This is a genomic window from Methanosarcina hadiensis (genome assembly GCF_046529725.1).
GTDB lineage: Archaea > Halobacteriota > Methanosarcinia > Methanosarcinales > Methanosarcinaceae > Methanosarcina > Methanosarcina hadiensis.
This window is the reverse complement of record NZ_CP136241.1, coordinates 675,760-700,028: the sequence shown is the minus strand read 5'-3', so window position 1 is coordinate 700,028 and position 24,269 is coordinate 675,760. Positions and strand designations below refer to the sequence as shown.

The following is a 24,269-nucleotide window of genomic DNA, read 5'->3' as shown; positions in this document are numbered from 1 at the left end:
ACCCGAATTTAACCGAGTTTAAAAAGAGAAGTTTGGAGGCCCTGCCTCCATAAATACATTTATAGAGCATCGACCAGTTTCAGTCAACTATTCCGCCAGTATTTGCAGAATGGACTGCACGCTGGTATCTGGCAAGGTAACCTGTGACTTCCTTTTTAGGATGCACAAAGGCAGCTCTGCGCTTTTCGAGCTCTTCATCAGAGACTTTCAGGTTAAGGATCCTTTCAGGAATATTGATTTCTATAAGGTCTCCTTCTTTTACAAGACCTATCGGGCCTCCTTCACTTGCTTCGGGAGAGACGTGTCCTATACATGGTCCGCGAGTCCCTCCTGAGAAGCGCCCGTCAGTTATCAGAGCCACGGATTCGAGAAGTCCCATTCCTCCGATTGCGGCTGTTGCTGCAAGCATTTCACGCATTCCGGGACCTCCTCTGGGGCCTTCGTAGCGAATAATGATAATATCTCCGGGATTGATATCTCCCGCAAGAATGCCTTTCATGGCATCCTCTTCGCAATCATAAACTCTTGCGGGACCTGTGTGGACACGCATTTTCGGGTCAACCGCTGCCTGTTTAACGACAGAGCCATCCGGGGCAAGGCTGCCTTTGAGGACCGCAATTCCTCCTTCGGCATGGATCGGGTTTTCAATGGTTGCGATTATCTCTTTGTTCAGTTTCGGGTTAATTATCTCAAATTCGTCCAGGTTTTCACCGATTGTTTTGCCGTTGACTGAAAGCTGGTCAAGGTGGAGTTTTGTTTCCAGTCTCTGCATGATTGCTTCAACTCCGCCTGCCCTGTCAAAGTGAAGCATGAAATTGGGACCGCCTGGCCTGAGGGAAATCAGATGAGGTGTTGTCCTGCTCAGTTCATCAAAGGCTTCAAGAGGCAGTTCAAGCCCGAACTCATGGGCAAGGGCGGGAAGGTGCAGAGTGGTGTTTGTGCTTCCTCCGACTGCCATATCGACCATTATGGCATTCTCAAAAGATTTTCGAGTAACAATCTGCCTTGGGGTGATATTCTTTTTTACAAGCTCCACTATGCGCTCTCCGGATTCTTTGGCGATGCGCATCTTTTTTGCGTCAACAGCATGAGCTGTTGCACAGCCGGGGAGACTCAATCCGAGGGCTTCGGTCATACATGCCATTGTATTTGCGGTAAACATTCCGGCACAGGAACCCGCTCCCGCGCAGGAGAGATTTTCAAGCCTTTTGAGCTCTCCTTCGGAAAGTTTGCCTGCCTTGTAGGCGCCAACACCTTCAAAAACCGAAATAAGGTCCGTATATTTATCTTCCACGTATCCGGGAAGCATTGGCCCTCCGGTCACAACAATAGCAGGGATATCAAGCCTGCCTGCTGCCATAAGGTGCCCGGGGACGATTTTGTCACAGGTAGGAATAAGAACCATACCGTCAAACTGATGGGCTTTGACCATGAGTTCTATTGTGTCCTCTATGATTTCCCTGCTGGGAAGAGAATACTTCATACCCTCATGCCCCATTGCAATCCCGTCACACACAGCTATTGTATGGAACTCAAAAGGAACCCCTCCAGCGTTCCTGATCCCTGCCTTTACAGCTTCAGCAAGTTTATTCAGGTGAGTATGACCGGGGACGATATCATTCCATGAATTGACAACCGCAATGAACGGCCTCTTCATTTCCGCATCCGTAACGCCTGTTGCCTTCAAAAGGGAACGGTTACCGGCACGTTCAGGCCCCTCTTTAATAATGGCGCTTCTCATTATGAGTCTCCTAGACCTTCCTTTTCGATTTTATTATTGAAAACTATGAATTCAATTCGTTATGATGTATAGATAGGAAAAAACTTCATAGTATAAACAGCTTGGGGAAGAAAAATTATAAAAGAACCACAGGAAGTTAATGGAAATCAGGGTTAACTCACTAAAAAACATAATGGAATAAAATAGAAAAGGCAGACTGAAAAAAAAGGAAATTGAAGGAAATAAAGGATAAAAAAGGTTGAAAAAAAGGACTGAAAGCTCGGCAAAGTGAAGTGCTGCCTGAAGGGATCAATGTCGTACTTTAACAATCGAAGGACAAAATCCGGAAAAAGAACCCTTAAATAAACCTCAGCACTAACATTTACTATCACAAAACGGCAATTAAATATAATAGTATCCAAATATTTATATAACCAGTCATGAATTTTGTGTTTGGCATAGTGAACGGGCCTGCCCTTAATGCACATCTACAAGATCACACCCAACCACCACACCACAACATCTAACCACAACAGGGTTGCATCCGTTCACCAAATTTATTCTTTTACTGACGTTTTCTGCTACCCGGGTTTTTAGTCCATTAAAATATAGTTTTGAATATTTAGAGGCTTTTCAAACTCCTTAATTCGAATTTAAGATTTAGCTTTTTCAGTCAAGAAATCTGGTGTCCTAAACGGCATACAAATTTTTTTTAGGTGCAGAATACAGGCAATATGGTTCAATAAATAGGAGTTAGTAAACTAATTGAAAAAATGCTTTCAAAGTAAAGGAAATAGCAGTAGAGTTTCCCTCAAAACCTACTGCAAATCCTTTTATGGAGGTTTTTGTGTTTGGACTTTTTACTCTATCCTGTTTAGACTTTAGTCATATTTTTTGCCATTTGTTTTGCCATTTTTTAGGTTTTTTGCCGTTTTTTTAGGTTTTTGCCATTTTTTTAGGTTTTTTGCCGTTTTTCGGGCATTTTGCCTTTTGTTTTTGCCATTTTTGTATTCCGTGTCAGTGGTTTTTACTGTACTGTGCATATTTCCTGGAACCCGCTTTAGCTTCATGTATGGTCGGATTGTATCCATATGGGTACTGCTATTCTTCTGATGGGGTTTTTGATGGGGTCCATGAGAATTGGGTGGTTGCACAGTTTTTTTAGTCAGTTCTTCTGGTGGTGCGGCATGAATTATTTCTTATTGGCAGACCTGTACCACATTAACGGAATGCGGAATCTTACTACCTCTTTCATATTATAAATAATTTTCCATCGAAAGTGAAAAAAGAATACAGCAGGCAAAGACCGCATATGGAGAGCCGGAAGATTTGCATATAAATATTTTCCGGACTCATGGATGAAACTGAACTGAAAAAAGAGGTAAGAGATCAAAAACACTGATATTTGATAAAAACACAAATATATAAAAGATATTAAACCATGAACCGGGAGCGGACCGGTACACAGCAAATATATGACATGGATAGTAAATTCGAATAAAGGTTAGTTTACAGTTATTAAAGCAAAAGGTTTCGAGGATTTAGGTAAACGGCTTCGAGAATATTATCACTGAGAATTTTATTGAAAAGCCAGAGAATACTGAAAACCCCGGAGAATACTGAAAAAATCCGGAGAAAATTGGGAATCCTGAGAAAAATTAGAATCCGGGGAATATGTAAGAATCCGGAGAAGATGATTGAAAACCTTCCTGCCAGGCGATTGAATATGAATAGTGAGAATTCAGAAAATAAAGAAGGACTGAATGACCACCCTAAAGTGGCAGATGCTGCAAACGGCGAAAGGGGAAAAGCTCTTCATGCAGCTCTGGAAAAGGAAGAAGCCCTGAAAACAATAATCAACCACAGCCAGATAGTGGTATTTCTCTGGAAAAACGAAGAAAAATGGCCTGCAGAGTTTGTTTCCGAAAATGTGGTAAACTTTGGGTATACGGTAGAGGATTTTATCTCAGGCAGGGTGCTGTACGGAGACATTATACATCCTGAAGACCTAAATAAAGTCGAAGAAGGGCTTGAAAAAAGAATTCGAGCTGGGGCTCCTGATTTCGATATGGAATACAGGATATTTTCCAAAGCCGGTAAGATACGCTGGGTAAACGAAAGAACTTTCATCCAGAGGAACGAGGAAGGAGAAGTAACTCATTTTCAGGGCGTAGTGCTCGATATTACCGAAAGGAAGAGAAGCGAAGAAAGGCTTGGAAAAGTCCTCAAAATGCAAAAAATACTGACCACTGTAATCAACAACAGCCCGGCAGTAGTCTTCCTGTGGAGGAATGAAAAATACTGGCCTTCAGCCTTTGTCTCGGAAAACGTAATAAAATTCGGGTACACTGACAGTGATTTTACATCACAGAAAGTCCTGTATGGAAAGATAATACACCCTGATGACCTGAAAAGAGTCGAAGAAGAACTCGATAGGCACATCCAGAAAGGGGAAGTAAGCTTCAATTCCGAATACAGGATTTTTACAAAAGCCGGAGACCTGCGCTGGGTAAGTGAAAGGACTTTTATTCAGAGAGGAGAGGACGGAAACGTGATCTGTTTTCAGGGGATAGTGCTTGATATTACCCCAAGGAAAAAAATTGAAGAAGCCCTGAGAAAATCCCTTGAAATGCAGAAACTGTTGAAAGCAATAATCAATAAAAGTTCAGCAGTAGCTTTTCTCTGGAAAAATATGGAAAACTGGCCTGTAGAATTCGTTTCTGAAAATATAACACAGTTTGGGTATACGGCAGAAGATTTCATGTCAGGCAGGATCCTTTACGGAGACATAATTCATAAAGATGATATCAATTCGGTTTTTGAAAGCCTTGCACGCTCTATTAGAGAAGGGTACGACTCTTTTGATATGGAATACCGCATTCTCACAGGAGACGACAGTATTCGCTGGGTTGAAGAGAGAACGTATATCCAGCGGGACAATGAAGGCACAGTTACTCATTTCCAGGGAATAGTCGTTGATGTTACGGAAAGAAAAGAAGCCCAGGAAATGCTCGAAATTCAAAGGGAACTGGGAATAGCCCTGAACACCACATGGAACCTCCAGTCTATGCTGAATCTTGTTCTTGATGCCTGCCTGAGTGTAAAAGAGATAGATGCAGGAGGCATATACCTCAAAGATGAGCTTCTTGACCAGATCAACCTTGTGGCGTATAGAGGGCTTTCACCCGAATTCGTGAAAAAAATATATGCATACAGAGCAGACTCTCCTGAAGCAAAACAGGTCTGGACTGAGAAGTCTGTTTATAAGCTGAGTTTTTTTGCGGAAGAAATGGCAGACCTTTTAAGGAAAGAAAAGATCACTGCAGTAGCAGTAATCCCTATGAAGCACAGGGGAGAGATAATAGGCAGCCTGAATTTTGCTTCTCATACCGTGGACAGGATTCCTCAGAATGTCCGCAATTTCCTTGAAAGCATTGCCCTTCAGGTAGTAAACCATATAGCCCCTATCCGGATAGAAGCAGACTTTATATGAAGCAGCCAGCCTGAGCTTAGAGTTGAATTCAGACGACGAAATCCTTATTTAAAACAAATTTTATAACTAATGTCGAATTGGGGAGCGAGAAAAGCCAGAGTTGCGCCTTCTTCTTGCTCTGCGCTTGGATACATAAGTTCCGGTTTTTGCTCTCCTTGCCCGGGACTGCATTAGAATTCACCAATCACATCGCTGGAGGGGATAGAGGTTGAAAGCAATAGTAGTTTATCTGAGTACCTCAGGGAATACAAAAGCTATGGCTGAAGCGATAGGGAACGGGATTGAATCAAAGAACGTGGATGTAAAAGTTGTCAGTTTCTATGATGCAAAACCCGAAGACCTCAATGAAGCAGAAGCAATTGCAGTTGGCTCTTCGACTTTTTACTACAAAATGCTGCTCCCAATGGAGAAGTTTATGAATGAGACCCTTACTGCCACGAACCCGCAGGGAAAACTTGGGGCTGCTTTTGGGTCTTACGGGTGGAGCGGAGAGGCGCCCATAATGATAGCTGAAAAGATGCGGGAACTGGGGATGACCGTTATAGACCCCGTACTCCGGATCCTTCACACACCCACGGACAAAGATCTGCAGGAATGCAAGCGGCTTGGGGTCGATATTGCCGAAAAGGTAAAACAGAGAAGTAAAAAAGCGGCGGCAGAAATGCAGCAATAAGGTCGGAAATAAAAACGAAGCCTGACTGAAAGAAATAAAGAAGCAAATTTAATTCAAGAAGCAAATTTAATTCCAAAATAAAATACTGAGCATAAATCAGAATTCGGCTTAAAAGAGAGTCCGGCTCAATAACGAAAAATATCAATCGAAAGAAATAGCCTGGACTCTCAAAATAACTGGTACCCTGAAAAATATCTGATGGCTATTTCCACATCTCTTCTAAATTTGTCAGAGTTCTCCGAAACGAGTATTACAGTCCTGAAAAAACCTCTGTTTTTCCTGATTTCTATGGCTTTTGCATCTTTTCCGGCAAAAACTAATTTGCGTCCCTGTATGCCCCACCCCATATACCAGGGGAACACACTGACGGTCTCTACTGAGTAAATATCGGAAAAAGGGATACTGTACCTGAAGGGCGGAAAAACTGCAACCACGCTACTTGAGGTTACAAGGAACCTTACGCTAAAGAAACTCCGCATTGCAGCAAGATAAATAAGGAGAAAAATAAGCGGTAAGTACTTTTCCCCGGAGCCTGCACTGAAGCTGAAAAAATCCATAAGGGATAATACACAAAAGGCCATAATCAGCAGCATGCCCGCATGCATTAGCAGTTTGAGCTGATCACTGTAAGCTGCTTTGTGTTCGTAAAAAGATGTAATAAAACTTCCTCCGTTTTTGTAATTCATATTTTCTGTCCTGTACCCAAAAGGTTTGTATGTACGGATCTTCCTGAAACGTTATTGCATACCCTGTAGACGCATTCCTGCAAAAAATCTTTCCATCCGGAACTTCATTTGGAACTTCATTTATTTCTGGGAAACTTCAGTAACCCGAGTTGAATCAAGCAGCAATTCATTGAAAAGCTCGGTGCCCAGCTCCAGAGCAGATGGTTCGTAGCACATAAGGCTCTCTCTGTCAAAATGCCTCTGGTTCTTGGGGAAAAGTGAGATCATAAAGAATTTGTCAGTAATTGTGAGACCTGCAATCTTCAGCTCCCCCGGATACCGAAAAAATTTCACGTTTTTAAGAGCCAGCATACTTCGGAAATCCTCCGTGTAATCTGTACGATACCTTTCATAAACAGACTCGGACATCAGAAGGGAGAACTCAACCCCTTTTTTTGCAAGCTCCTGGCAAAGGGAAATCATAGGGGGATGGAAGTAAGCTATGGCTTCAAGAATATGACCGGAACTGGAAAGGTTCTCCACGACTTCAGGGTCAAGCTCGAACATACGGTCCAGGTCAGGCTGAATCAGTTTGCATTTGCCGAGTTCTCCAAGTCTTTTCTTGAAGGAAAGGGGAAGACCCTGAAGATCTCTTTCCGACCAGTAATCAAAATTATCCTCAAAAAGCTCTATGGTGCTGACAAGAGGCTGCATTTTTTCAGCGAGAACTTTTCCTATGAGCGAGAGTGTATATGACCTGTCCTCCTGAACTACCAGGGACATATCTTTTAATTTTTTAATCTGGGGCAGGATAGAAGTGGAAGTTACCTGGAGGGCTTCCGTGATTTCATCCATATTTTTGGGCCCGCTTCTGAGAAAGAGAAGTAATTGTTTTCGCTTATCGGAAAGAAAAATCAACTCAATAAGTTCCAGTTTCACCCTTCAGTCTCCTATTTCAGTGCTAAAGCTAAAAAGATACAGATAAGACTAAAAAGATTACAGCCGCCAAAAATATATAAGTTATTACATTCTATCACACTTTTTAACAAAGTAAGATTGCTATTGAAAAGAGCGAAGGCTGTAATTAAAAACAGGTAGATCTCCTGACTCAAGACTTCGCGAAACAGAAATTATTATTTAAGGCCAGGAGAATACATACAACCCTTGAAAAGTTTTAATTGGCTTGTGGCAAATAGGGATATTTGAAAGAATTCGAATCTTTCAATATTATCCAGTATACACCGAGAAATGAAAAAAACCTGAATTTGCGAAACTCTCAAGCAGAAGCTTCCTTGGTCAGGATATAAGCAACCATTTCAGGATTCAGCTTGCTCTCTCTTGCAACCTTTTCTTCGATTCTCTCAGCAGGTGTGCCTTCCATTTTCAGTTCTCTTATCTTTTCGATTACAGAAGATGGAATGCTGTAATATTCGTTAATATCTTTCCTGTGTCCCCAGACATCTCCTTCGATAAGCTGGATGCGCTGCATTTCAAGAAACATTTCTATGGACTTTGAGACCGTGCGCCTGTAAGATTTGGGTAATTGAATTACCTCAATTTTCGGGCAGGTTTCTACCAGCGCAAAGATGTCCTTATTTGACGGCCTGAATGCCAGGTGAACTACACGCTCATTGGGATTAAGCGTAAAAATTTCTTCCCTTGAACTAACTACTCTAATTTTCATTATGTCTTCCCCCACTGTAAAGTTTTATGTTTTTATATCAATATAAACTACTGGTACTTATTATAAATATTTGTCTACCACGCCCGTTAATTTTCATACAGTTTTTTTGCATTTCTAATCCCTTACACAACTAAAGAAGTAACCGGAAAAATTCCCGGGAAGAGAAAAAAATAAGGGACAGGTATTCGAATTCGAGAATTCTTCATTTATTCTATAGACCTTCCCGAAAAAGAAAGAAAAATATAACCATAATTTCCAAACAATTAATTGTAAAGTTTATGGCTAACAAATCTGGAATATAAGAACCCTGTGAGAATCCTGTCCTTCAATAAAAGACATATTGCAATCCTGCTGGCCTTAAAATTTAAAGGATACACAGCAGGGAATGTTCTAAAAGTCTTTTAAAAGGAACAGGATCCGGAATTTCCGGAAAACTCACAGCCTGCATTATGCAAATGGATGTTTTGCTGAATCCTTTCTGGACAATGCTTCTTTAACTGTCGGTTTGCTCTCCATTGCACGGGCTATTGCAAGCTTTGTAGCTTCGTAATTGTATTCATAGACTTTATCTTTGTCTTTTGCATCCCATTCTATAAAAACAGAAACAATAATGAAAATATCATCTGCCTGCTCTTCAGGAAGCACTCCGGCGGCTACCGAGTCCATAACCGCTTTTGCAACCGCTGCCTGAGCCGATCCGAACATCAGAGCAGCCTGTGACACATTTTTGATCGTTACTTTATTTACAAGCAGGGTCACTGGTTTTGGCTGAACATTCGGCTCAAGGACAGCAAGAAGCGGAGTATGGCCCTGCCTGGGCATTGCAAGGGAATTCATGAACGCTGTTTCGACCGGCCCTCCTCTTGGCCCTATAACCAGATCTATGTGGGCAATCTCCGGACCTGACCCGATAAGGGCTTCTCCAACCATGCTTTTTAAAACGGTTTTTACCAAGCTTAACACCTCTATTATGTCTATAAAAGAAAAATTCCCGGCCCCATTCAAAATAAAGTCAGTGATATCAAAATAATGAAAGATATATGGGGCAATAATATTTCCTTTTAAAGAAGGTAAACAACCCTGTAATACTTTAAAACGTACATAAATAAGTTATGAACTGTTTACCTTGATTAATAGAAAAAGCAGACCCCTCTAATAGAAATTGTTGAACAGATTACGATGGATTGGACCTTGTCCAGAGCGGGCTGTACGGATGAAAGTAAAAATACGATCCAGGATAAAAGCATCAGCTCCAGAGCCTGTTTCCATGAAAAGTAAAGGCAAAAGTCCTGGAAAAGGAGAGAAGAAGGTTAAAAGTTTCAGAAAAAAGGGAGAATACAGTCCTGTTCCTTATAAAGAGATCCCTGAAAGGATTTCAAGCCTTTTGTTCCAGTGGTCAAGCTCTCTTTTCGCCGCATACCAGTCGAAGAAGTCACTATCTCCTATTTTTCCGGCTTCGAACTCCCCCCTGAGTTCACCTGAACTGTACCCGAACCTCTCCTCGTAATCCTGACAGATTGCTGAATACCGCTTGATCTTGTATTTTGCAACATGCTTTTCATGTTCCAGAGCAGAACGGATAGCCTCACATACTTCCTGAGGTGAGAACCCGGTTTCTATATTAAGCGTGAAACTCATATCTATCCCGACAAAAGAAGTTTTTATATCGTTATTGTTTGCTTCATATAAAGTAATTATGAAAATAAACGGCTGGAAAAGTAATCAGTTAAAATTTCCTTCCAGCCTTTTTATCCCACAAGTCTTATCCTGTGAGCTTATTTTCATAATTATATTATTTCTTCTGCTATCCTTTTATCGTTTATTTTTCTCATTTACAGCAATCCATATCAAGAGTACTACCATAAATCCGACGATAACCTTGACAGCCCTGGAGACCTTTGACCAGTCTTTATGTTCGGTTTCTTCCAATGAATTGGGCATTTCCTGCCTGGGGATTCCTGGGAGCTCAGGAATCTGGTCCTCATCAATGGTTTCATTTTCTATAAGCTCAATGGCTTTTTTGCCGGTTATGATTGCAAACGGAGAAAAGCCCGGGGTTCGGGATTCGAAATAAGTGTACTGGTCATCTTTTCCCATTTCACGTGTGGGTAAAGCATTCCATTTACCATCAGAATATCTATACATAAAAACCGAAGGCCCTTCGGTTTCGTTTTCTGAAATCTCGGAACTTTTGACCCGGAACCCTATAATGGCATTGGCAATGTTTTCAGGAGTTGCAAAGCCTTCATTCCCTACCCAGATATTAAGATACTTATACACCTTTCCTGACGGTTCTTTTGGGGTAAGAACAGACCTGTTTTTCAGCTGTTCAATTGAAGTTGTAACCTTCCCGAAGTTCCTTTTCGAGTCGAACTTCACATACATAATTGCTGTGGCGTTTCTGGTGAACTCGAATTTTACGCGGTCTCCGGTTGTAACGAACTTCTGTGCAAGCTCTTTAGCTTCTATGTTACTTGCAGGCTCAGGAGAACCGCCTCCTCCGCCTGACGATCCCCCGCCGGAACCTCCTGACCCGCTGCTTTCCTTTTCCTCACCTACTTTGATGTATTCAGCCCAGGTAAAACGGTGCTGTACCCGTAGGCATTGCTGACATTCAGGGTTACGGAGTAACTTCCGGGCACGGAGTATTCATGGACAGGGTTCTGGACAGTAGAAGTATTGCTGTCTCCAAAGTCCCATAACCAGGAGGTAGCATTGCCTGTGGAAGTATCAGTAAACTGTACAGTTAGGGGAGCATCCCCTGAATATACTGAGGCAATAAAAGAAGCATGAAGCCCTTCTCCTACCAGAATATAGCCGGGTTTGGTAATATTAGCCCATGCAGTGCTGTTACCTGCCTTCAAAGTAACGTTATAGAAGCCATCAGTCGTAAACTCATAAACAGGGTTCTGTTCAGTTGAATCCATAATCCCGTCACCGTTAAAGTCCCATTCCCAGGCAGTCGGACCTCCGGTAGAAAGGTCCTGGAACTGGATTGTAAGGGGAGCTTTTCCTGAAGTTATATTTGATGTAAAATCAGGAACAGGTGCAGTAGCAAAGGACACATTTACAAAAGAAGGGGCACTTGTGTTGGACCCATAAGCATTTGTTACGGTCAATTTCACGGCATAATTTCCGGCACTGAAATAAATATGAGACGGGTTCTGAGATGCTGACGTATTGCCGTCTCCAAAGTCCCATATCCATCCGGTCGCATTTCCGGAAGAAGTATCGTTGAACTCAACAGCAAGCGGAGCATTACCCTGCTGCGGAGACATAGTAAAAGAAGCCAGAAGAGACCCACCTACCGTGATATAATTAGGTTTTGTGACGCTGCCTCTTGCAGTACCGTTCAGTGCACTCAGGGTGACAGAGTAAGTTCCCGGGGCCGTATACACATAAAGAGGGTTTTGTACTGTTGAATCGATTCTTCCGTCACCGTTAAAGTCCCATTCCCAGCCTGTAGCGCCGTTTGTACTCAGGTCTGTAAACTGGACAGAAAGCGGTTCCGAACCTGAAGTTACACTTGAGATAAAATCAGCTACAGGCGCAGTGATCAGGTATGAATGGACGGTAGAAGAAGCCGTATTGGGTCCATAAGCATTTGTTACGGTTAATTTTACGGTATATGTCCCTGGTCCGGAATATGTATGAGACGGATTCTGAGCAGTTGATAATGTGCTGCCGTCTCCGAAGTCCCACTCCCATCTTGTCGGACTCCCGGTTGAGGTATCGGTAAACTTTACGGTAAGCGGAGCCACTCCCTCAGTTGGGGAAGCGGTAAAACTGGCTGTTGGCCCATTCCCGGCAGTAATGGATTTTTCAAAATCATCACTGACAGTGCCGTTGGTCGCAACCAGAGTTACAGAATATGTTCCAGCAGTCGAATAAGTATGAGACGGATTCTGCGCGGTTGAAGTAGCTCCGTCCCCAAAGTTCCATTTCCACGAAGTTGGCCCGCCGGTTGAGGTGTCGGTAAACCTGACTGTGAGAGGCACTTTGCCTGAAGTTACATCAGTTTCGAAGCTGGCTGTTACAACGGGTACTTCAGGTTTTTCAGGTTCCCTGACAGTAATAAAATTCTCCTTGACATCGCTGTCCGAGGTTGCACCATCATTTACTGTCAGTGATACAGTATAACTTCCCGCTCTGTAATACTTGTGAGAAGGATTTTCAGCAGTTGATGTATTACCGTCTCCGAAGTTCCATTTCCAGGTTGTCGGACTTCCGGTTGATTCATCAGTGAACTGTACTGTCAGCGGAGCTTCACCCGAGAGCGGCGAAGCTGAAAAGCCCACACTAATCGATTCATTATCATCATCAGCGGCAGAGGCTAAATCAGAACCCACAACTACAGCCAGTGCCGAAGATATTAAGAATATAAACATTAACACCGTTATTTGTTTCAATTCACGCACCCTTTTTTCTTTTTGCATTTCAGGCGACATCCCACTGCCCCCTAGCATACTTTTCATAGTATTCATGAAATAACTTCAGCCATTTTTAGACTGTGGTTTACAATTTTCCAGCGGCATTATTCGTTATTTACAGGCCCAGTACCGGGTTTTCGGTGCTGATAATTGAAGTTTTAGTCGTAAATGAAGTCACCCTATTATTAAATCAAAGCAGAGTTGTTTTATTTTTTGAAGATTGCTGCTTTTCCAGAGGGATCTGGAAAAGTAAATCTCATAAACTGTTAAGCTCGTTTCAAATCTGAAAAGCCCTAAAATTTACTTGGAAGAGTAGAGCATTTCCTTTGCGATATATTACCAATATTTCTTTACATAAATAAGCTAACATTATAAATGGAAATTAATATTCAAAATTTAAGCTTTTTGATTTAAGACCATCCGAATGGCTTTTTTACTTAGATGCAAAAAGGCGTATTTGAATAAAATTGACTTTATATAATTGACTATAATCATTAGCGGTTATACCTCAGGAGATTTAACGTACCGGAGTATTCAACGCGTCCACGGATGAAAAAAGAAACGTGAAAGTTATTAAAGATAGTCTTTTGTTCCTGGCACAGAATTGTTTATGAAATAAAATAGAAAGTGACTTAGAGCTGCTGGAGAAATTAATGAAAAGGCTGTGGAGAAAGGTTTTCAAAAAGAAGCGAAAAATTGTGGAAAAAGAGAGAACATATAGATTGTAAATAAGAGACAGTAAAAATGAGGAATATGATAGAATAAAAAGAATACTGATAGGATGAGAAATATGATAGGATAAGAAGAATACCGATAGAATGAGAAATATGATAGGATAAGAAGAATACCGATAGAATGAGAAGAAATATTGATAGGAAAATAAAAAAACGTTTTGGAAGGCAGAGGTTAAACTCAATGCTCCAGGGTTATGGATTCGACCTCTCTTACCTGTGTTGCTTCTTTTAGCATATGCGAAAAAAGGTCAGTACCCCATTTAAGAGCCTCAGGTTCTGAACTGAGCAGGCTTTCATGTTCAAAGATTTTCTCCCTTGAGAAAAGAGTGAGCAGGAAAAATTTATCAGTTACTGTAAAATCTGCAATTTTAGCATCCCGCGAAAAGGCAAATACCCTGACATTTTCAAAACCAAGGAAAGTATTCAGTTCTTCTCTGTAATCCTTTTCGAATCTCTGAATTACTGGCTCCGTAAGCATTAAGGAGATCTCCACTTCTTTTTTTGCGAGTTCCGGGTAGAGTGAAGCAAAAGAAGGGTGAAAATAAGAAGCAAACCCGAGAATCTGTTTGGAAAGGTGAAGCTGTTCTATAAATTCAGGGTTGAGTTCGAACATATGGCTTATATCCGGAAGGATAAGCTTGCAGTTCTTAAGTTCAAAAATCCTTTTGCGTAAAAAAGGAGGAATCCCTTCAAGGTTTCTTTTTGTCCAGTACTCAAAATTATCTTCCAGGACTTCGAGGGTGCCAAGGAAAGAAGGCATTTTGTCAGCTATTACTACTCCCATTAAAGTGAGCTCGTAAGTATGCCCTTTCTGTATAACAAGCTTGCCTTCTTTTAACTTTTTAATCTGGGGAAGGATTGAAACAGGATCTGCGGCAAGGTGTTCCTGAATTTCAGCCATGGTCCCTGGCCTGTCTTTTAAAAAAAGAAGAATTTTCTTCCTTTTATCAGACAGGAAAACCAGTTCTGTCAATTTAGCTTGATCCTTCATTAGAACACCGTTAGAAAAATGATACTGATGTAAAGATATGCCCTCAGCTATTTATACATTATTACTAAGTTTTGAAAGTGCTGCAGCAGACTGAAAAACAGGAAGAAAATAAAGAAATGAAAAGTAAAATAGAGCAGATAAATTGATTTTCTTCCTGCAACAGGCAAAGGAACTTGTATATAATCTATACTCTGTAGATAGATATATAAATCAGGAAAATAATAGACTTAATGAATTTCTTAAGACAATGAACAACCGAATATCCGTATATATACAAAAAGCCAGAATGCGAATATCTGCCGCCCAGGTGGCGGCCCAGCCAGGTAAAAATGGATGCTTGCTTCATGGAATGTCTATCAGGTTATATGTTAATTTTCTTTGCCAGAATTTGCGATGTTTCCTTATCTACAGTACGGACATTAATGGTGGTCCAGGGGAGAAAATTCCATGCTGCAGCCATCGGTTTTTTTGAAATAATAATATATATCACCGCCCTGGGAAAGGTTGTTAGCGGACTTGATGACCCCGGGAATTTGCTTGCTTATGCCCTGGGATTTGCAAGCGGAAACTATGTAGGGATTTTTATAGAAGAGAAAATCGCACTTGGAAACTTTACTGCCCAGATAGTCTTAAAGGACAACAAAAACCGGGAAGTGCTCAACTCATTAAGAGATAATGGGTTTGGAGTGACTTCGGTCCAGGGCTCCGGCAAAGAAGGCGCCCGTGAGATTTTGAACGTAACCCTCAAAAGAAAAGACCTGGACAAACTAAAACAGATTTTGTATGAATACGATGAAAAGGTTTTCATTACCGTAAGCAACACAAAACCTATAAGCGGTGGGTACTTTGCTCCCAAAAAAAGTGAACAAATGTTTCTGAACAAAAGGTTTATTCCAGAGGAACGTTTCTCGGAAAAAAGAGTGATAAAAAAGCAGTAATAAGAATACAATAACAGAAAAACATTATTAAAAAATGGCAGCAGGAAAACGGTACCAAACAAACAGTAAAAAACTGCATCAGAAAAGTAACAAAAAACCTGACACAAAAAGGAAAAGAAAAAGAGAAAAATCGGAAAAGTGATGAAAGAATAGTTCCTCACAGGCGGCATTCTGCCAGCTGTGTTATGCGGATCAGTACTTTATAGCATTAAGGACAGACAGCTTTTTCTTCCAGTGGTCAAGCCCTTTTTTTGCAGCGTACCAGTCAAAAAAATTATCATCGTCCAGGAGTTCTCCAGCTTCAATTTTTTGAAGGAGCTCTGTAGATATAAGGTCGTACTGGTCTTCATATTCATCGCAGATCATGGAATAGCGCTGTACCTTATATTTCGCAAGATGCTTCTCATGTTCCAGAGCCGCGCGAACAACCTCACTTGCTTCCTGCAGCGAGTAATCGGTATCAATCTGCAATGTAAGATCCATGTTTATCCCACAATAATTATTGTTTGATACTAAAAATTAATCCTATATATCTCTTTTTCTATTTATTAATGAGTTATATTCTCGCAAATATCAGGAATTTAAGGAGCCTGAGACTAAGTTAAAAAATTCAAGTATTTTAATCTCGACAACATATTTAAAAAAATAATCAGAAACTCTTTTTTTTATACCGGGCCGCACTCTTCAAAATAAGCATTCTTGAAAACTGTAAAGCAAGAAGTGAAAAACAAGCAGTAAAAAGCAAACAGGGAAAAACAAGCAATGAAAAACAAGCAGTAAAAAGCAAACAGTATAAGCAAGCAGTGGAAAGTATGGAATGAGGTGCAACCGGTATTGCTTAACAGAAAAGATTAACAAAAAAGATTAATAAAAAGACCCGGAAAAGAATATAAACTCAGGTTAAATATGAAACAGAAGAGAGATAGATAAAAAGTGTGGATCCGGAATAAATCCACACAGCCGTCAGTTTCGGGTTATTTGCCGGATCACTCCGGAATTCTCCATGTTCTTATAAACGAACGCTGAAGAATATGCGAGCAGCATGAACTTGAATCCCTCAGCAAAGTCCATCTCCATGAACATTAAAATCATGTACACGAAGAAGGCGAACTGTATTACACACAGGACCATTCCGGCTGCTGTGAGCATTTTCTGACGACTACTCCCACTACTATCACTACTGTCTGAATCATCGGATTCTTCTGACATCTTGTTTAAACCTCGCGAATAAAGGTCTTAAAGAGTGTTTTTGTTTTGGTTTGTTTATTTTTTGTTTAAATTTCAGTTTTTCAGTTCAGGTATTCCTTGAAGGCCCAGCCGCTCGAATAGAGCATCTACCCCGTTTAAAACGCATAGCGTCAAGCTTATAGAAAGCTTATAAAACGAGATAAAATGTTGGAAACCCCAATTGTTGCATCTGAAGGTTCACTCGAATTGATCCCTGGTGCAGCATTACCTGAAAAAACACTCTCCAATAGAGACTTTTATACAATATTCTTATTTGAGTACCATGATATATATAGTTTACGTGAAAAAGAGAGGCAGAGAAGGAGCTGATGCGGATTTTGAAGAATGAGACGAGGTTTAGAAATCAATTGCCGAGATGATTTTTAGCCGTTTGTCCCACATATCAAGGCCTTTTTTTGCGGCGTACCAATCGAAAAATTCACTGTCATCCCCCAGTTTTCCAGCTTCGAATTTTTCTATGAAGAGGTCTGAGCCCATCCCGTACTTTACCTCAAATCCCTTACAAATAATCGAATATTTTTCTATCCTGTATTTTGCAGCACGCTCATCCTGATCAAGCGCTGCACGGATAACTTCAGTTACCTCCTGAGGTGTGAAATCACCTTTTATGTTAAGAGTGAGAGTCATATCTCTTTCACCAGATAGAAATTATTTCTCACTTTATAATAAGTTGATTCAAAGGAACCAGTTTTTGTGGATATTTAAGAAATCATTATCCGGAGCTAGAAGTCCGAATAAATTCTCAAAAACTTTGAAATATGGTGATCATTATTTTTCACGATTTCTTTTCATAGACGAGTAAAAAACCAGTAAAATCAGTAAAACCAGTAAAAAACCAGTAATATGAATAATGAAATACAATAACCTGCAATAACCAGCAGTGAATTGAAATAAACCAGGCCCATAAATCCAGAGTAAGGGTATTTTTGAGGGGGCAGTTATGAAGAAAAGGTTAAAATTAATCGTGGTGCTCTCTGTCATTGCTGCTTTTGTCTTTGCAGCCGGCTGTGCCGAAGAGCCAGAGACCACCGAAAATGAAACCCAGGCAGGTTCCGAACAGGTTACGCCTGTAACTCCGGAAACGCCAAGCATAACAGGCGAGACTGTGACCGAAGCTAACGCCACTCAGGGAAATCAGACCATAGAAACAGGGCAGATCATAACCGAAGCTGAAAACGGAAGAAGCATAAGCATCAAAAATGGAGAAATTTTTATCCTCCAGCTCAGGGAAAACCCGTCCACAGGCTATTCCTGGGAACTAAACGTGAGTGAGGGGCTCAATATCCTCAGCGACGGATATACCGAAGACGAAGCTCCCGAAAATCAGGTTGGTGTCCCTGGAACTCATTCATGGACTATCGAAGCCGCGAGCCAGGGCAGCCAGCAGGTGAACGGAATTTATAAGAGGCCCTGGGAAAATATGACCGGAACTGAGGAGAACTTTACACTTAATGTAGAGGTTTTTTGAGAAGCGTTTTTTGGATTTTATTTTTTACCTCTTTTGATTTCAGTCAAATACCTTGCTAGTTTGCTTCAGGGTTTACCAGCAAAGTTTTGGTTTTGGCAGGTTCGTGTTTTAATTGCTGAAATAATTTTTAACCTTTTGTTCAAGGTATCAAGGTCTCTTTTTAAGGCCTATCAGTCAAAAACTACTTTTGTCTCCGAGTTCTCAAACTTCGAATTTTCGCATGAATATAGCTCAGCTAATATATTCTAATAATCTTTGTATAAGGAACTAAAGGCTTAGTATGGCTGAATAATCACAGAAAAAAAGACGAGAAAGAGATGAAACATATAGAAGTTGTAGCTGGAATAATCATTTACGAGGATAGAATCCTTTGTATGCAAAGAAATGCTAACAAATATGATTATTTATCTTATAAGTACGAGTTTCCTGGAGGCAAAGTTGAACCTGATGAAACAAATAGTCAAGCACTGATGCGTGAACTGCGCGAAGAAATGGAGATTGAAATAAATATATCCGAAAGTGACTTTTTTATGGCAGTGACCTATCAATATCCAGATTTTAAGGTCACAATGCATAGCTATATTTGCCAGGTAAACAGTCCTGAATTCATTAGGAAAGAACATATTAATCATCTATGGTTAAAGCGCCAAGATCTCGATAAACTGGATTGGGCACCCGCGGATCAACCTATCGTGAAAAAATTGATGTTGGAGTGATAATACGGATTGTTGTGTAGAACTGAAAAATGGAATAAAATATGGTTTTTTAGATTCTTCCATTCTGGCACTCGAAGAATATAAGCCCAGGTTGCTAATTAACGATTTTGACAGAGGGGAAAAAATTTTAACATCGTTAATAGTGGAACTTACTAAATGCGATGAGTTCATGATTTCTGTCGCATTTATAACAAGTAGTGGCGTAACCGTTTTGTTAAACACTTTAAGCGACCTGGAACAACGTGGTGTGAAAGGTCGAATCATCGCGTCTCAATACCAGAATTTCACAGACCCAACTGCTCTAAAGCGTTTGCTACGTTTTAAGAATATTGAGTTGCGGATAGTTACTGAAGATATAGCTAATATGCATACGAAAGGATACATTTTTAGAAAAGGCGAGGAGTATTCCATTATTGTTGGAAGCAGCAACCTTACACAAAATGCTCTTTGTGAGAATAAAGAATGGAATCTTAAAGTTAGTTCCTCTTTTAAAGGTGGAATAGTATACAACGTAGTTTCTGAATTTGAAATCATGTTTGAACTTGCAATCCCAGTTGATGATAATTGGCTTGCTGCATACATGGAGATTTACCGCACTGCAAAAGAATCTGAACACATTGCAGCATTATCTGTCGAAAAGAAAATAATTCAATTTTCAACTATCAAACCTAATAGGATGCAGGAATCTGCTTTGCAGGCTTTAGCCGACTTGCGAAACCAAAATGCTGAGCGCGCTTTGGTTATTTCGGCAACTGGAACTGGAAAGACATATTTATCGGCATTTGATGTTAGAACTGTTAATCCCAAAAGATTCCTATTTGTCGTTCATCGTGAGCTTATTGCTAAAGACGCAATGGACAGTTACAAGCGTGTAATCCATAATGGAAAAAGTATGGATGTAATGAGTGGCGGTAACAAGGTAAATGCTGACTATATATTTGCTATGATCCAAACGCTGTCTAAAGATGAAGTTCTCTATAGGTTCCGTCCTGATGAGTTTGATTACATCGTTTTTGATGAAGTTCACAGAGCTGGTGCCGATTCATATCAAAAAGTCTTCAACTATTTTAAGCCCAGATTCTTGTTGGGAATGTCGGCAACACCCGAACGTACAGACGGAGTTAGTATCTTCGAGATGTTTGATTATAACGTCGCTTACGAAATTCGTCTCCAACAAGCAATGAAGGAAGGAATGATATGTCCCTTCCACTATTTTGGAATTTCTGAACTCACAATAGATGGGAAAGTCATTGAGGATAAGACAGAGTTCAGCAAGCTAACATCTGATGAGAGAGTGCGCAATATTATCGAAAAAGTAGAGTACTATGGATTCAGTGGTGACCGTGTAAAAGGTCTAATATTCTGCAGCAGAAAAGAAGAAGCTGTTGCACTATCCACAAAGTTTAATGATTATGGGTATCGCACCTGCGCACTTCTTGGCATTGACAGTCAGAATGAGCGTGAATTAGCAATAGAACGGCTTGAGCAAGATGAGTATGAAGGTGCGCTCGATTACATTTTTACCGTTGACATTTTTAATGAAGGCGTGGATATACCGGCTGTAAACCAGATTATCATGCTTCGACCAACTCAATCTGCAATAATCTTTGTACAACAATTAGGTAGAGGTTTGCGAAAAAAGGAAAACAAGGAATATGTTGTAGTCATTGATTTCATTGGTAATTATGAAAGGAACTTTTTAATCCCGATAGCCCTTTCCGGAGATCAAACTTACAACAAGGATACAATCCGCAGATTTGTTGCTGAAGGTAACCGGGTAATTCCTGGTTGCTCAACTGTAAACTTTGATGCGATAACTCGCGAGCATATTTATGCTTCCATTGATCGAGCCAACTTTAACGATTCAAAACTAATCAAAGAATCCTATCTAGCACTTAAGCAACGTCTTGGTAGAATTCCTCGGTTAGACGAGTTTGCAAGATACGGCTCTGTTGATGTAATTCGCATTTTTGATAAGTTTGGTTCATATCACAATTTTCTCAAAAGTTATGAAAAAGCATATACAGTCGAACTATCTACAATTGAATCTACGTACATTGAGTTCATTTCTACAAAATATGCTAATGGCAAACGACCTCACGAACTTGAGTTTGTCAGACTACTTGTTGATGGCTATCCATATCCAGTTGATGGGTTTAAGGAAGTAATGAGAGCTAAGTACCCAGCAATTAAATTCAATGAGCACACTTTAGCTTGCGTCTTAAATCAAATGATGCAAAAGTTTGCCACAGGTTCTGGAAGGGAGAAGTATAGTTCTGCCATTTTCGTAAACAGGACAACCTCTGGTGAATATGAGATATTTAAGGAATTTGCTAGACTTCTTACAAATAATGAGTTCAAAGTGATGTTACTTGATTTGATAGAGTTAGGATTGGAAAGAAATACTTTGTTATATGGCGATCGATATCTAGATACAAGTTTTCAGCTGTATCAAAAATATACCTATGATGATGTATGCAAATGCTTAGATTGGCCTCAGGCAGAGGTACCACAGAACATTGGTGGATACAAATTCCACCAGTTAACTAATACCTTTCCTGTCTTTATTAATTATAATAAAGAAGATAATATTGATGACACAATCAAGTATGAGGACCGCTTCCTTTCGCCTTCTTCACTTATTGCAATTTCCAAATCCGGCCGAACCACATCTTCTAAAGATGTCCAGCAAGCTTTGAATGCCCAAAAAAACGGTACAGACTTATGCTTATTTGTCCGTAAAAATAAGGACGATAAAATATCAAAAGAGTTCTACTACTTAGGCCGAATGTTTGCTACTGGGAATGTAAAAGAATTTATCATGCCTAATACAACAAAAAAAGCTGTGGAAATACAATATTCTCTCCTAGAACCCGTCAGAGATGACATCTATGACTACTTAGTTGGGTAATTTCCAGATAAACAATCACAGACCACAATAGTAAAAACAAGATTGTTTAGCATGTTTTTTGTTTCAAACAATTAAAGTTAAGAAGCATTTTGTAACCAAGAATTTTATATTGTTAATAACAGAAACCCAGAGTTCAACTTAAGCTATGGAATCAAATCGTTATTTGACTTCCATATTACCAATTTCAAATGGTCATATCAACTTAACTCTTCATCGCTTATGGAACAAACTAATTCGATGATTTTGTCTTTTGATGCCGTTTTTCTAACAGAGTTGTGCATTTTTCTTCTCTCCGTTACTTTCAATTTCACCAGAAATTTTTTATACATTTAGTATTATCTTTCTTTAGATGCCGAAAATTTTGTCTAAAACAAACTAAAGATCTGGAGAAAATTTATTTCCTATAAGAAATAAATTTGAGTGATTCTTCCGTTTTTGCTCATTTTTAAATTCGATGCCTGCAGGCTCAAACATCAATTTGCCATCTCTAGCTTCCGAGGGAATTGTCTGAAAAACTTCATACTGATTTTTGAAAATTCGGAATGAAACGTGATCAAGAACATTGTGATCTGAAAAAGTTATTCCCTATTTGTGGCAGAGTTAAGGTTAAAAACAAGAATTTCCCTCTCTTTCTTCTACTCTCCAAACTACACCTGTTTTATCCCAAAATTACTTCACTTTTTTAATTTTTTTTTAAGATATATATTGTATACAGACGATTAACTTTTTACTTCAACTTCAAATTTATTTCATTTACATGCATTCAACAGTATTAAAATAGGATTGGAATTTGCTCAAAGTTTAACCTTTTAAGTCACCTGCTGCTATACTGTGTATCGAATTTTCGAATGGTTTCAATCTTCGAAATCGTTTCAAATACGATATATCTTTCCAGAATTATAAAGGGAAAAACTATTTATTCTGAGATTTGTATCTTACCATTTCTACCCAATTTATCACATTTTTAACTGATATTTTTTAGAAATTAAAAATTTTCTCTTTAATTAAATAAGATTAGACATTACTTGTCTCTATTTTTTAACCATATGGAAATTATAATAACGCCAATTCCGCTAAATATCCATTCTTTATTACTAAAAATCCAAATCGGTACCGATAAAATATGATACAGTAAACCTCTACCATTGAAGTTTTCGGTTAATTCTTTGATTCTAGAAACAGGATCCATTGCTTCCTCATCTGGCTCTGAACCTGATGAAATTGACGGAACGACCTTCAAGGAAACAGATTCGGATTTAATGGTCTGAATATTACGATCTTTATCAGCAAAGGTTACAGTGCACGGATCCAAGATAAAGGTACCATTTTTATTTGCTCTAACAGTGTATTGAACCCATTTTGCGTCTCCCGGTTCAAGAATATCAAATTTATGAGGATCAGGGTAATTTCCTCTCATAAAATCAAAACTTGGAGGATTTGTTGAATCTACTACCTCAATATCTGTAATCTCAGTACGCCCAATATTTTTAATTTTAATAGTTATCGTACTTTCATTGAATTGACGAATAGATTGAGGAGATACTGTTTTGGTAACAAACACAGATAAAACTTGAGGTTCTGATATAGTCACGTTAGCTACTGATTCAGAGTTATTTCTTCTAAGTGAGATAGTACCTCCATATGTATCATAGTTCCAGTAGCCCTCCAATGTCGATGGAAATTTACCCTCAAATTTTAAATCCACATTTTTCAGAAAAAAATCCAAATTGAAGGGGTCAATTTTACTCATTTCAGTGTAACTAAGAGCATTATTGTCAACAGATCCAGAAATATCCATAATTGCATATCTTTTCATTGATTCAACTTTAGTTATCTTGGAATTGCCATAAATTTGGGATCCATCCTGAGATAAATCTAAATTAAGTATGTATTTTTTTTCTGTGCCATACATATTCAATGTGCCTATCCACGAACCAGAGACATCTGGATATCTCAGCACTTTTGAACTACTAACAGATCTCGCTTCAGGATTTCCATAATACATTACTATTTTTGTTTGGCTGTTGGCGGAAACATAAGGAACCTTTACCCATATCTTAGCTTTTTTAGTGTGTGAGTCGAATTTTTCTATCCAATAATTTAATTCGGTGTCATCTTCATCAGTAAAGCGGATGTCTATGCCGCCTTCTTGTGCTTCGATAGGAAAACTGTCATCTTCAAGTTCAACTAACACGTTATAATCCGTAAATGTATTACCAGAGACTTCTTGTATTATTATATCTCGACTATAATCCCATATACCGCCACCATCCTCAGAAAGCGCAGAAGACGTCCCACAAGCCAATAAAATAAATATAATTGATATAAGAAAGCGGGCAAAACGATTCATGGATTTTTCCTCATAGAAACTGTATTTCACTTTCCTTTTAGTATGTTATTTTTTGATGTTATACAGGATTAACAGTCGATAGCTCCAGCTATTATTCTGAATTAGAGAGCAGATACTATTCCCTTTCTTTTAACTTCGTTTTCTGGTATGAAATTAATTTGTGAAAAAGAAAGAAAGTCAGCAGACTTATTTTATACTGATACTTTTAAACACATATAATAATTTTATGATTTTAGAAGGAAGCAATG

Annotated in this window: 21 protein-coding genes; 7 read left to right on the top strand and 14 right to left on the bottom strand. The window is 39.5% G+C overall.

Translation table 11 applies throughout. From position 1 onward, the window contains the following. Positions 1-79: 79 nt before the first annotated feature. Complete coding sequence (ilvD, locus tag RSJ42_RS03090) at positions 80-1,741, bottom strand: dihydroxy-acid dehydratase (protein WP_410509254.1); 1,662 nt, start codon at positions 1,739-1,741, stop codon at positions 80-82. A gap of 860 nt (positions 1,742-2,601) precedes the next feature. Further along, a complete protein-coding gene (locus tag RSJ42_RS03085) occupies positions 2,602-2,811 on the bottom strand; it encodes a hypothetical protein (protein WP_410509253.1) in 210 nt (69 codons plus the stop codon). Between the two features lie 635 nt (positions 2,812-3,446). On the opposite strand from RSJ42_RS03085, the gene RSJ42_RS03080 reads away from it, so the two are divergent. Continuing rightward, on the top strand, positions 3,447-5,213 hold the full coding sequence (locus tag RSJ42_RS03080) for a PAS domain-containing protein (RefSeq protein ID WP_410509252.1): 1,767 nt from the start codon (positions 3,447-3,449) through the stop codon (positions 5,211-5,213). A 208-nt stretch (positions 5,214-5,421) separates the two neighbouring features. Beyond that, positions 5,422-5,886, top strand: a complete 465-nt coding sequence (locus RSJ42_RS03075; protein WP_410509251.1) for a flavodoxin domain-containing protein — start codon at positions 5,422-5,424, stop codon at positions 5,884-5,886. 167 nt (positions 5,887-6,053) lie between these two features. Here RSJ42_RS03075 and RSJ42_RS03070 read toward each other — a convergent pair whose 3' ends face one another. From RSJ42_RS03070 to RSJ42_RS03035, 8 genes are all read right to left on the bottom strand, one after another. Next, positions 6,054-6,572 carry a hypothetical protein gene (locus RSJ42_RS03070; protein WP_410509250.1) on the bottom strand — a complete coding sequence of 173 codons (519 nt, stop codon included), beginning with the start codon at positions 6,570-6,572 and terminating at the stop codon, positions 6,054-6,056. 120 nt (positions 6,573-6,692) lie between these two features. Continuing rightward, the gene (locus RSJ42_RS03065) at positions 6,693-7,490 is read right to left on the bottom strand and encodes a helix-turn-helix transcriptional regulator (RefSeq protein ID WP_410509249.1); all 798 of its coding nucleotides are present in this window, start codon (positions 7,488-7,490) and stop codon (positions 6,693-6,695) included. A gap of 337 nt (positions 7,491-7,827) precedes the next feature. Then, on the bottom strand, positions 7,828-8,235 hold the full coding sequence (locus RSJ42_RS03060) for a DUF1699 family protein (RefSeq protein WP_015410979.1): 408 nt from the start codon (positions 8,233-8,235) through the stop codon (positions 7,828-7,830). A 447-nt stretch (positions 8,236-8,682) separates the two neighbouring features. Further along, a complete protein-coding gene (fae, locus tag RSJ42_RS03055; protein WP_410510301.1) occupies positions 8,683-9,165 on the bottom strand; it encodes a formaldehyde-activating enzyme in 483 nt (160 codons plus the stop codon). 420 nt (positions 9,166-9,585) lie between these two features. Beyond that, positions 9,586-9,873: a hypothetical protein gene (locus RSJ42_RS03050; protein WP_410509248.1), complete on the bottom strand. Its 288-nt coding sequence runs from the start codon at positions 9,871-9,873 to the stop codon at positions 9,586-9,588. A 174-nt stretch (positions 9,874-10,047) separates the two neighbouring features. Next, positions 10,048-10,704 (bottom strand): PGF-pre-PGF domain-containing protein, encoded by a 657-nt coding sequence (locus tag RSJ42_RS03045; RefSeq protein WP_410510300.1) that lies wholly within the window; start codon positions 10,702-10,704, stop codon positions 10,048-10,050. An 86-nt stretch (positions 10,705-10,790) separates the two neighbouring features. After that, positions 10,791-12,683 carry a PKD domain-containing protein gene (locus RSJ42_RS03040; protein ID WP_410509247.1) on the bottom strand — a complete coding sequence of 631 codons (1,893 nt, stop codon included), beginning with the start codon at positions 12,681-12,683 and terminating at the stop codon, positions 10,791-10,793. A gap of 894 nt (positions 12,684-13,577) precedes the next feature. Next, the gene (locus tag RSJ42_RS03035) at positions 13,578-14,300 is read right to left on the bottom strand and encodes a helix-turn-helix transcriptional regulator (protein WP_410509246.1); all 723 of its coding nucleotides are present in this window, start codon (positions 14,298-14,300) and stop codon (positions 13,578-13,580) included. Positions 14,301-14,734: 434 nt separating this feature from the next. Here RSJ42_RS03035 and RSJ42_RS03030 point away from each other — a divergent pair, with 434 nt between their 5' ends. Then, complete coding sequence (locus RSJ42_RS03030) at positions 14,735-15,328, top strand: DUF2179 domain-containing protein (RefSeq protein WP_410509245.1); 594 nt, start codon at positions 14,735-14,737, stop codon at positions 15,326-15,328. A 192-nt stretch (positions 15,329-15,520) separates the two neighbouring features. Here the strand turns inward: RSJ42_RS03030 and RSJ42_RS03025 are convergent, their stop codons facing one another. Together RSJ42_RS03025 and RSJ42_RS03020 are read right to left on the bottom strand one after the other, a co-directional pair. Beyond that, positions 15,521-15,811, bottom strand: coding sequence for a hypothetical protein (locus tag RSJ42_RS03025; protein ID WP_410509244.1), 291 nt, complete (start codon positions 15,809-15,811; stop codon positions 15,521-15,523). A gap of 480 nt (positions 15,812-16,291) precedes the next feature. Next, positions 16,292-16,537 (bottom strand): hypothetical protein, encoded by a 246-nt coding sequence (locus RSJ42_RS03020; protein WP_410509243.1) that lies wholly within the window; start codon positions 16,535-16,537, stop codon positions 16,292-16,294. Positions 16,538-16,720: 183 nt separating this feature from the next. Between RSJ42_RS03020 and RSJ42_RS03015 the strand changes: the two genes are divergently transcribed. Next, a complete protein-coding gene (locus tag RSJ42_RS03015) occupies positions 16,721-16,885 on the top strand; it encodes a hypothetical protein (RefSeq protein ID WP_410509242.1) in 165 nt (54 codons plus the stop codon). A 27-nt stretch (positions 16,886-16,912) separates the two neighbouring features. Here the strand turns inward: RSJ42_RS03015 and RSJ42_RS03010 are convergent, their stop codons facing one another. Continuing rightward, the gene (locus RSJ42_RS03010; RefSeq protein WP_410509241.1) at positions 16,913-17,203 is read right to left on the bottom strand and encodes a hypothetical protein; all 291 of its coding nucleotides are present in this window, start codon (positions 17,201-17,203) and stop codon (positions 16,913-16,915) included. 313 nt (positions 17,204-17,516) lie between these two features. On the opposite strand from RSJ42_RS03010, the gene RSJ42_RS03005 reads away from it, so the two are divergent. The 3 genes from RSJ42_RS03005 (at position 17,517) to RSJ42_RS02995 (ending at position 21,671) form a co-directional block, all read left to right on the top strand. Then, entirely contained in the window at positions 17,517-18,044 is a 528-nt protein-coding gene (locus tag RSJ42_RS03005) for a protease inhibitor I42 family protein (protein WP_410509240.1), read from the top strand. 317 nt (positions 18,045-18,361) lie between these two features. After that, on the top strand, positions 18,362-18,760 hold the full coding sequence (locus RSJ42_RS03000; protein ID WP_410509239.1) for a (deoxy)nucleoside triphosphate pyrophosphohydrolase: 399 nt from the start codon (positions 18,362-18,364) through the stop codon (positions 18,758-18,760). Positions 18,761-18,902: 142 nt separating this feature from the next. After that, positions 18,903-21,671, top strand: coding sequence for a DUF3427 domain-containing protein (locus RSJ42_RS02995; RefSeq protein WP_410509238.1), 2,769 nt, complete (start codon positions 18,903-18,905; stop codon positions 21,669-21,671). A 1,021-nt stretch (positions 21,672-22,692) separates the two neighbouring features. Here RSJ42_RS02995 and RSJ42_RS02990 read toward each other — a convergent pair. Next, the gene (locus RSJ42_RS02990; protein ID WP_410509237.1) at positions 22,693-24,021 is read right to left on the bottom strand and encodes a DUF2341 domain-containing protein; all 1,329 of its coding nucleotides are present in this window, start codon (positions 24,019-24,021) and stop codon (positions 22,693-22,695) included. Positions 24,022-24,269 lie beyond the last annotated feature (248 nt).

What these genes read in the sequence shown, in the direction of transcription:
- RSJ42_RS03025 (WP_410509244.1), bottom strand. Translation starts at nt 15,811, where the DNA reads ATGGATCTTACATTGCAGATTGATACCGATTACTCGCTGCAGGAAGCA.
- RSJ42_RS03070 (WP_410509250.1), bottom strand. Translation starts at nt 6,572, where the DNA reads ATGAATTACAAAAACGGAGGAAGTTTTATTACATCTTTTTACGAACAC.
- RSJ42_RS03005 (WP_410509240.1), top strand. Translation starts at nt 17,517, where the DNA reads ATGAAGAAAAGGTTAAAATTAATCGTGGTGCTCTCTGTCATTGCTGCT.
- RSJ42_RS03000 (WP_410509239.1), top strand. Translation starts at nt 18,362, where the DNA reads ATGAAACATATAGAAGTTGTAGCTGGAATAATCATTTACGAGGATAGA.
- RSJ42_RS03085 (WP_410509253.1), bottom strand. Translation starts at nt 2,811, where the DNA reads ATGGATACAATCCGACCATACATGAAGCTAAAGCGGGTTCCAGGAAAT.
- RSJ42_RS03030 (WP_410509245.1), top strand. Translation starts at nt 14,735, where the DNA reads ATGGAATGTCTATCAGGTTATATGTTAATTTTCTTTGCCAGAATTTGC.
- RSJ42_RS03035 (WP_410509246.1), bottom strand. Translation starts at nt 14,300, where the DNA reads ATGGCTGAAATTCAGGAACACCTTGCCGCAGATCCTGTTTCAATCCTT.
- fae (WP_410510301.1), bottom strand. Translation starts at nt 9,165, where the DNA reads ATGGTTGGAGAAGCCCTTATCGGGTCAGGTCCGGAGATTGCCCACATA.
- RSJ42_RS03060 (WP_015410979.1), bottom strand. Translation starts at nt 8,235, where the DNA reads ATGAAAATTAGAGTAGTTAGTTCAAGGGAAGAAATTTTTACGCTTAAT.
- RSJ42_RS03020 (WP_410509243.1), bottom strand. Translation starts at nt 16,537, where the DNA reads ATGTCAGAAGAATCCGATGATTCAGACAGTAGTGATAGTAGTGGGAGT.
- ilvD (WP_410509254.1), bottom strand. Translation starts at nt 1,741, where the DNA reads ATGAGAAGCGCCATTATTAAAGAGGGGCCTGAACGTGCCGGTAACCGT.
- RSJ42_RS02990 (WP_410509237.1), bottom strand. Translation starts at nt 24,021, where the DNA reads ATGAATCGTTTTGCCCGCTTTCTTATATCAATTATATTTATTTTATTG.
- RSJ42_RS03040 (WP_410509247.1), bottom strand. Translation starts at nt 12,683, where the DNA reads ATGTCGCCTGAAATGCAAAAAGAAAAAAGGGTGCGTGAATTGAAACAA.
- RSJ42_RS03010 (WP_410509241.1), bottom strand. Translation starts at nt 17,203, where the DNA reads ATGACTCTCACTCTTAACATAAAAGGTGATTTCACACCTCAGGAGGTA.
- RSJ42_RS03015 (WP_410509242.1), top strand. Translation starts at nt 16,721, where the DNA reads ATGTTGGAAACCCCAATTGTTGCATCTGAAGGTTCACTCGAATTGATC.
- RSJ42_RS03080 (WP_410509252.1), top strand. Translation starts at nt 3,447, where the DNA reads ATGAATAGTGAGAATTCAGAAAATAAAGAAGGACTGAATGACCACCCT.
- RSJ42_RS03050 (WP_410509248.1), bottom strand. Translation starts at nt 9,873, where the DNA reads ATGAGTTTCACGCTTAATATAGAAACCGGGTTCTCACCTCAGGAAGTA.